This window comes from Acinetobacter sp. RUH 2624, from assembly GCF_000162375.2.
Classification (GTDB): Bacteria; Pseudomonadota; Gammaproteobacteria; order Pseudomonadales; family Moraxellaceae; genus Acinetobacter; species Acinetobacter nosocomialis.
Genome location: NZ_KI391939.1, coordinates 2,261,135 through 2,270,787, shown reverse-complemented (window position 1 = coordinate 2,270,787; position 9,653 = coordinate 2,261,135). Strand labels below are relative to the sequence as shown.

The window sequence follows — 9,653 nt, the reverse complement described above, 5'->3', positions numbered from 1 at the left end:
AATGGCAACGGTAGTTGGACCCTTGCAGACAATACACTTCCAGTGTTGGCAGATGGTCCACATACTGTGACTGTGACAGCAACCGACCCGGCAGGGAATGTATCGATTCCGGCAACTGGTACGGTAACGATTAGTTCTTCTAGTATCTTGGCCTTTGATAACACTGATCATGCAGTCCTTAGTCCGCAACCATCTCTTGTTGGTAATGATGTAAGTTTAGGCAGTACTTCTTATTTAGTACTTACATCTGTAGCAGGCTTAGACCTTCAACTTGGTGGTAATTCGTTAGGATTTACCGTCGCTGCTGGACACGAAGGTGAGGTCACTTTCCAATATAGTGGTTTAATCGATGCAGCTGTACTTTCTGACTACAAGTTAGTAGTTCAGAAGTTCAATACAACAACGAATCAATGGGAATCTATACATGGTGATGCTAATTCATCATTAATTAGCTTGCACTTGTTAGGCATTGGTACAGGAAATGTTCCTGGTGCAGTCCTTGATGGTTTAGATGCGGGTCAATACCGTGCATTCTTAGCCTACGATGGCTTGTTAGGATTGGGTGTGTTAGGTTCTCTGTCTGCCACTATGGATGATTATGATCTGTCTGTAGCAGGTGGTTATCAGGTTGGTAACGCTGAAGGTAACGTGATTACTGATCCGGATCCAACAACAGGTCAAGTCGATCAAGTAACAGCAACTACTTATGTTTCGTCAGTGAATGGCCATCCGATTGATGCTAATGGGGAAACATTTGCAGGTACTTACGGAACAATTACTTTCTATCAAGATGGTAGTTACGTTTATGTACCAAATGCAGATGGCTCTGGTATAGGTCAAACAGATGTATTCACTTATACGTTAACTGACTCAGCAACTGGAGCAACAGGTCAAGCTAATCTTAATATCGTGTTTGATTCGATTCGTGCAGCGGATAACCTTGTTGAAGTTGAACTCAACCCACAATATCAATTGGTGGGTACAGAGACTGATTCAGCATTCTATGGCGTTCTATTGAATGTCGGAAATATTGTTGACCTACAACTACTCACAGTAGATACGGTTGACTTTACTATCGCTGCTGGTCAGGAAGGGGTTGCAACATTTAACTTCAATAGCTTGATTGGTGCATCTGCCTTAGGTAACTACAATGTTGTGTTGCAAAAATACAATGATGTGACAGGACAATGGGAAGCAGTGAATGGTACAGGTGATCGTTCATTACTGAACTTGACCTTACTCGGTAATACGCCAACTGCGCAAATAGGTGGGCTTACAGAGGGTGAATATAGAGCGTTCTTGTCATTCAATGGTTTGGTAGGTGGAGCAGTAGCTGTCACATTAAACGGCAGTGTAGATGTCTATAACCCTGCGGTTATTACTGGTTACAATGTAGTGGCAGCTCATGGCAACCTAATCTCTGATCCAAATACAAATGGTGCTGTTGATATTGCTACACCTAACAGCATTATCAGTGAAGTCAATGGGGTTACAGTTGGTGCATCTCCAACTGAGATTATCGGTACCCACGGTACTTTACTCATCTATGCAAATGGTGATTATACCTATACGCCAAATGCGGATAGTGCTGGTTTAGGTCAAGTTGATCAATTTACCTATACCTTGTTAGACCCAGCTTCTAATACAACTTCACAAGCTACGTTCTATGTACATCTAGATAGTAAAGTTGTGGATATGAACTGGAATGCAGCAGACCCATCACAACCTGCTACTGTAACGATTACAGCGGTAGATGATGCTGTAAATGCGGCAATTGCTGCTGAGCCTCATCTCATCGAAGATGACAGAGCATTGGGTAGCGCAACTTATCTTGCATTGTTATCGTTGGCTGGCATCAACCTACAAGCTCCTTTACCATTCGTGAATAGTACTGTGAACTTCAATGTAGGTGCTGGTGAAACTGGAACTGCAACCTTTAAATACAGCAGTTTAATCAATGAAGGAGCGCTTGGTGATTACCAACTTGTAGTACAGAAATTCAATACTGCTACAAATCGTTGGGAATCAATTACTGGTAGCAGTGAAGCTTCTTTACTGAACCTAAGTGTATTGGGTATAGGTGTGAACGCAACACCAGGAGTGGTTGTTGAAGGACTTGACGAAGGTCAATACCGTGCCTTTATGACATATAACGGTCTATATGGTAAGAGTATCCTAGGTACATTGTCTGGTACGATGGATGTTTATGATCCAAACCAAATTGACTTTACTGGTTTAGCATCTGAAGGCAATGTCATTACTGGCCTTGGTGTAGGCACACATGCTGATGTTGTAACGGGATTCACAATTGTTGATTCAGTTACTGTAAACGGTGTGACTACAAATATTGATCCAAACACTGGAACAATTATTCAAGGTCAATACGGTACGCTTCAAATATTCGCAAATGGTGATTACATCTATACGCCGAATAATACGAATGCAAACCTAGGTCTAGTCGATCACTTCACTTATACATTATCTGATCCTCTGGGTGGCAATATAAGTGCAAGTCTAGACTTCACTATTGGTAATAACACGCCTGTGATTGCGGTCGATGATCTTGCTGTCGCAGTCATTAATCCTGAATATCTGCAAATTGGTAACGATGTTGCGGTAGGTAGTACTACATATCTAGCGTTATTGTCATTGACCGATAATTTTGACTTCCAGGCTGGTGGCCAAAGCGTTAACTTCACTTTAACTAACGCAACATTAAATGATGTAACGTTTAACTATAGTGCGCTTATCAGTGCAAGCTTGTTAGCCGATTATGTTCTTGTAGTACAAAAATTTGATACCGCAACGAATCAATGGGTAGCTGTAAATGGTACTGGAGATGCTAACTTACTTAGTCTTGCAGCCTTTGGTGGAAATTCAGTGACATTGGAAGGCCTAGCTGCTGGTCAATATAGAGCTTATATGACTTATGCTGGTAGTGGTGTTGGAGTTAGCTTATTAGGTACATTGTCAGTTCAGAAAGATGTATTTGATGCGACAAATATCACAGGCTACAGTACAAAAGTTGCTGAAGGTAATGTTATCCATGATGTTGGATTAAATGGACACGCAGATACTGCTTCTGGTTTTAGTACAGTAACGAGCGTTGAATTTAATGGCATAGCACATGCGGTTAATCCGACAGGTGTAACAAATATTGTTGGTGACCATGGTACATTGTCAATCTATGCTAATGGTAATTACAGCTATCAACCAAATGGTGAGGCTGCAAGCCTTGGTCAAGTTGATCAGTTTACTTACACCTTGTCAGATGGTCTAAATACATCGCAAGCGACCTTGTATCTCCATATTGATAGCGACGCTGTCGATATGACTTGGAATACAAGTGATCCATCACAACCTGCTGACATCACAATTACTCCTGTAGATGCAATTGATAATGTGGCTTCTGCTGCTGTAGATATCGTTCCTCAAGGCGACCTTGGTGTAGCTGTAGGTTCTGCAACCTATTTAGCACTGATAGGAATTACAGAGAATTTAAATGTACCTGTTTTAGGAACTCCTAGTGTTGGTTTTACTATTGACGCTGGTCACGAAGCTGAAGTGACCTTCTCATACAGTGCAGCACTATCAGTATCATTATTGAATGATTATAAAGTGGTATTGCAACAAAAAGGTTCGGATGGTTCTTGGTATAACATTAATGGTGGTACAAGTACGGGCTTACTTAATATTGGTTTATTAGGAAGCGGTGGTATTGGTGTAACTGTTCCAGATCTAGGCCAAGGTGAATACCGAGCATTTATGGTTTACACCGGTTTAGGAGTAGGTATCTTAGGTACAATGAGTGTAGTGAAAGATGACTTCAATTACACAGTTGCTCCTACAAATAACGCTATCGTTGCAGATGGTAACGTATTGACGAATGATATAACGACCTTAACTACACAGGTTTCAACTGTAACCTCTGAAGTTGTAGGTGCTTTACCACAAACAGTAGGAACAGATACTGTTATAAATGGTGCATACGGTACATTGGTTATTTCTACAAATGGTCACTATACCTACACACCAAATACAATTGATACAAGTGCAATTGGTAAAGTGGATTCATTCACTTACACAATTCGTGATGCATTAACAGGAGCAACAGATACAGCGACATTACATGTTCAGGTTGGTTCTCCAGATGTAAATATCACTTGGGACAGTGCTAACCCTGGTGCAGATGGCGTAATTCCGTTACCTGTAGCAAATGCTGATACCAATCATGCAACTATTAGTATGAAACAAGTGACTGATGCAGTTGCTGATGTACCAAGTGGCACGGTAACTATTGGTAACCTTACAGGTTTCCCGCCATTACCTGTATTAAGCAATACAGTCACTTCGAATCAATTCGTTATTGCTAATAATACGGTAAGTGATGTTCATGTTGAGTTAGACTATACGGCAACATTAAGCTTGTCAGCTCTTCCAACAACTGGTTATAAAATCCAGCAATTGGTTGGTGGAACATGGGTAGATACTGTTTACTCGGGTTCTGCGACAGCCTTGGCAGGAGTTTTAGGTGCACCAGCATACTCAGCTGATGTATCTCACTTATCTGCTGGTACTTATCGAGTGGTATTTAGTTTATCTAGTCTGATTTCTTTAGGAACTGTGACTCTAGATTCTGCAGTAACTACAAAAGCTACACATCTAGATCAATACACACCTGATGGTCAGTCTGATTGGATTCACGGTAATATCTTGTTAGGCGATACAACTGGTGGAGTTGCAGATACTTCAACTGGCTCTCAACTATATGTTGAAGTTACACCAGGTAATTACCAAATTGCTGCTGGTCAGGCGATCAATACTGGTGAAGGTACGTTGTATCTCTACCATGATGGTTCGTACCATTACAAAGCTCTTGATACTGCGGCAAATGCTACGATTGATACGATTAACTACAAACTTGTATCAGTGACTGGTGCAGAGTCAACTAGCACATTAACTATCAACTTAAGTCAAGAATTGAATAGCCTAGCTGTAAGTACAGGAGCAAATGATACATTTACGCTTGGAAATGGCTCGGATACCTTGATTTACAACACGTTGACTGCTGCTAGTGTGAATAGTCCAACAGGAGGAAACACAACTGCAGGTGGTGTAGATACATGGACTGATTTCCATGTAGGTAATACAGCAACTGATAACCAAGCCGATAAGATCGATATAAGTAACCTGTTACTTACTCATCCAAACAGTTTGACTATTGGTCAGTATGTCTCTGTAAGCTATAACGCAGCGACACAAAATGCCACCATTAGTGTAGACCGTGATGGCTTAGGTACGACTTACACAAGCACACAATTGTTGACGATTCATATAGATGAACCAAGAACATCATTAACGCTTAATGATCTTCTCAACAATGGTCAAATTATCTATTAATAGATAATTAACCAAATAAAAAAAGAGAACCCTAGGGTTCTCTTTTTTTATGTTTAAACAATACGTTAACTTAGCTTTTAAAGACTTCATGCTATGATGTATTGAAAATTTTATAGAACAACAAATAACGAATAGGGACTTAATTCGAGTGGCGGTATTTTTAGACTTTAAAAGACAACTTAAGCTTTGGTTGGAACATTTCGTTCAGCATGTTCCAAACCTTCCGGAAAAAACAATTTTGTTTATATCATTTGGTCCTAAAGATCAAAGATGTAGTGTCTGGCATACCGAAAAAACAGCTTTTTCACAAGCAACTATACAGTTACTCGATTTTATTGATAACCAGTTTTCTCCAGATCAACTTCCAGACTATATAAAAATTGATGTTGCGTACAACCTGGAAAAACAAAGTTGGAGTCAAATAGAACAACTTGTTCATCATCAATTTCATAATAATCATTACCGCAGAGGAATTGCATTTGATGAAGCATGTTCGGTGGTTTTTCTGGAGCAAGAGATATATGGCAAAGCAATTATTCGAGGTTTGAGTTATGACAAACCTAACTTTTTTGATGAAACCAATCTCAACTATGCAATTAAGCAAAAATATAACGCTCCTAAACCACAAATTAGACTACAAGAGCTGCAAGACATTTGGACTTTCGATACCTATGCAACTTTTTATGAAAATGGACAGTTTATTAATTTAGCAAGCCGTTATGATGCAAATGGTATTAGAGGTATTGCGACCAATAAAAAGCTGCATTTTAGAGAGCTCATTGAGAAAAATGCAGCGTTTTTGCACAGCCAGATTCAAGAAAATGGCAAATTCATTTATGGCTATTTTCCTGCCTTCGATCGAGATATCCGCAACTACAATACTGTACGTCATTGCACATCACTTTATGCACTATTAGAAACTTTCGAATTACAAGATAAATCTGAGTACTGGCCTAAAATTATTGCAGCAATTCAATACGCTCTTACTACTTTCTATAAAGAAAAAGACTCTACAACTGCTTTTATGATTGATGGTAAAGAAGGGGAGTTTGAAATTAAATTAGGTGCAAACGCAGCAGCTATTTTAATGTTAACGAAATATCAGGAAATTACTCAAAAAACAGATTATTTAAAATATGCAGAGAAACTTGCAAATGGTATTTTAAAATTAGTTGATTCAGATGGATTAACTACTCATGTATTAAATTATCCAGACTATGATTTAAAAGAAAAGTTTAGAATCATTTATTATGATGGAGAAGCAGCATTAGCTTTACTCAGGTTGTATCAAATAAATCAGGATAAAAGATTATTAGACACTGTTAAATTAATGTTTGAAAATTTTATTTATAAAAGATATGAAAAATATCATGATCATTGGTTAAGTTACTGTACCAATGAGCTTACAAAAATATGTCCTGAAGAAAAATATTTTATTTTTGGTTTAAATAATTATTTAAAACATTTTATTTTTATTCGAAATAGAAAAACAACGTATGCAACTTTGTTAGAAATGCTAATGGCTGCTTATAAAATGGTAAATCGTTTAAAAAAGCAAGGCTATCAAAAACTTTTTGAACAAGCTTATATGCACGAATTAAAAAAACTGATTACATTTCGGGCTGAGTTTCAAACCACAGGTTTTTTCTATCCGGAAATAGCGATGTACATGGCGCGTCCAGATAAAATATTAAATGCTTTTTATGTACGACATGATCGTTTTAGAGTAAGAATTGATGATCAGGAACATAACTTGTCTGGCTACATTGCTTACGTAAAAGATTTCGAAGGAGAGGAGATATGACTGATCCTCTATTTGAAATTAAGCTGCTAGCCTCTCTTGATCATGCTCAATTTGAAGAGGCAATTTGGACATTTGAAATTGATGGAGACATTTCTACTTTATTATTGATTGATTATGCATTAGAACAATTCCATCAAAAAAAAGTTCAAGCTGATAAAGTCTATCGGGTTTCTGAACAAAAAAATAAGAAAATTGGTGAACAATATTTGGGCTTGGAAAAAAATGAATCTTATACATTTGCCCAGCTTTTACAATTCGTAATTTTTACTCAGGCAAATGATGTTAAAGATGCCTTAAGCAATATACTGTTTGATTCCGTTGAGCAAGCTCAATTGATCTTGTCTAAGAGAGCGGAAAACTACAAATTAACTTTAAAAGCACCTAATCAATTAAAAAATCTATTTTTGTTGGTAAAACACATTTATAGCTACCCAGCCGAGCTGAAAAAACTTTTCTTTATCAAAACACTTTTTTTTAAAAATAAAGTATATCAACCGATTACGCCTTTGCTTGCTCATCCAGTACTCACCTCGGTTTTATATCTCTCACATACCTTTAGACAGATTTATATCACTTATTCCGAACAGAACCAGAGCATTGGATTTTTCTCTTTTTTAGATGATATTCACCGTCTTGAGCATTTGGTTCCTTACTACCATTTTTTTCAAGAAAAGTATGTCGAGGCAAAAAAATGTTCTTCTCAAACAGGCATTATCAATATTATGGGAGATACCTATTTCGGTGAAATGTACACTGAAAAGCGTAAGTCTAGAGGACAAACAGATGCTTTACAGCAGTATGGATATCACTATTCATTTCAAAAAATACAGCCATTTTTAGGTAAAAATGACATAAACATAGCTAACTTTGAAGCAGTCTTTTCTTTAGAAAATCAATCGCCGTTAAAAGATAAAAAGCCATTCATTCTAAAAGCCGACGCTAAAAAAACATTAGAAGAGCTTAAGAGCATTCATTTGAATTATTTGGTGTTGGCGAACAATCATCTGAAGGATTATGGTGATGAAGGGTTGGCCCATACATTACAACAGTTGGATCAGGCGAGTATTGCTTATATTGGCGCTGGACTGAACCAAAAAGATGCTCACAATTACTTTGAAATAGCTTTTGAAGCTAAGCACTATGCGATTTTTAATGGTTATTGGCATAGAGACAGTGCTTATCTAGACTATGATTTCTATGCACTAGGGTCAAGAAGTGGAGTAGCTTGTTTAAACGCTGTTTTACTTGAACAAATAATGCGTTATAAGCAGAATCATCCAGAGCGCAAAATTATTGTTATTTGTCATTGGGGTATCGATTTTAAGCCTATTACAAAAGACCAAACTAAACTCGCGACTATTCTTGCTCAAGCAGGAGCTGATCTTATAGTTGGTCATGGCGCTCATACTATTCAGCCAATCCAGATCATCAACCAAAAGCCTGTTGTGTTTGGTATTGGTAATGCTGTGTTTAATAGTGATGGAGAATATGAACAGCAAAATGCTTTGCCATTTGGTTGTATAGCCAAACTCGATTTGGCAAATGACTTACTTCGTCTTTATCCAATTTATACGGATAACTTAAAAACTTTTTGGCAACCGTATCCAGTAGATATTGAAGATTTCTCAAAGGCCAGTACTTATATGACATCTTTACTGACCCATGAGAATTATATGGCATCCCAAGATAACTTGGGGAGATATGTTGAAATTAAATTTTAAGAATATTGTTTATAAGTTGATAAGATGGTTTGAAGCTGTGTTTGAGTAAACCCCAAATTTCTTAAACCGCCACTGCCTAATTTACACTCAGCACTGGCCATAATATTGGTGGGGGTGGTTTTGGTTGCATTAGGTACACACACATGTTTTAAGCCGAAAGCATGGCCCATTTCATGAATACTACCCGCTTGAATGTTGTAATTTAATCGATTCCAGTCTAATAAAATAAAGGGTTTTCCATTATTACGGAATGTACGACTAGTAACATCATCAAATTCTAAGTTTTTTGAATACGCATCGTATATAAAGACTATGACCTCTTTACGTGCTGTTCGTTTAGGAAAGCATGCATTCACGCTTGCAGGAATCGAGCCTATAGAAATAGGACGAGCCTGGTTTATTTCATTACCAAGTTCGCAATGCATTTTTGAAAAATCTTGGTAAGAAATATAACGGTTTAATTTGAAATTAAAGATTTTATTGCCTTGGTCATCTAAATAATATGTATTTAATATGCGGACTTCTTTTCGCATTTGTGTAAGGTTATCAAAGCGTGCAGCAGAAGGATTGTCTGTAGTAAAAACGAAAGTAACTGGAACTACAGGTCTATTATTGGCAGGTTCCTCTGATAAATCTGGCGTTTGTAGAGGAGGGCGGGTCGTACAAGAAACACACAGAAGTGTCCCTGTAATCATCAGTAAGGTTTTTTTCATATTCATCGCAATGTC

General features: G+C 37.7%; 4 protein-coding genes. 3 read left to right on the top strand and 1 reads right to left on the bottom strand.

Translation table 11 applies throughout. The features are described 5' to 3' along the window. The 3 genes from HMPREF0014_RS17255 to HMPREF0014_RS17245 all read left to right on the top strand — a co-directional run. A partial coding sequence (locus HMPREF0014_RS17255) for a BapA/Bap/LapF family large adhesin (protein WP_020992270.1) occupies window positions 1-5,400 on the top strand: 5,400 nt, incomplete at its 5' end. A gap of 148 nt (window positions 5,401-5,548) precedes the next feature. After that, window positions 5,549-7,204, top strand: coding sequence for a poly alpha-glucosyltransferase (locus tag HMPREF0014_RS17250; RefSeq protein ID WP_006580504.1), 1,656 nt, complete (start codon window positions 5,549-5,551; stop codon window positions 7,202-7,204). Then, window positions 7,201-8,925, top strand: a complete 1,725-nt coding sequence (locus HMPREF0014_RS17245) for a CapA family protein (RefSeq protein WP_006580505.1) — start codon at window positions 7,201-7,203, stop codon at window positions 8,923-8,925. Before HMPREF0014_RS17250 ends, HMPREF0014_RS17245 begins: the two co-directional genes overlap by 4 nt. On the opposite strand, the gene HMPREF0014_RS17240 is transcribed toward HMPREF0014_RS17245, so the two are convergent. After that, the gene (locus tag HMPREF0014_RS17240) at window positions 8,922-9,638 is read right to left on the bottom strand and encodes a hypothetical protein (RefSeq protein ID WP_006580506.1); all 717 of its coding nucleotides are present in this window, start codon (window positions 9,636-9,638) and stop codon (window positions 8,922-8,924) included. The two genes, HMPREF0014_RS17245 and HMPREF0014_RS17240, sit on opposite strands and share 4 nt — an antisense overlap. Between the last annotated feature and the right edge of the window lie 15 nt (window positions 9,639-9,653).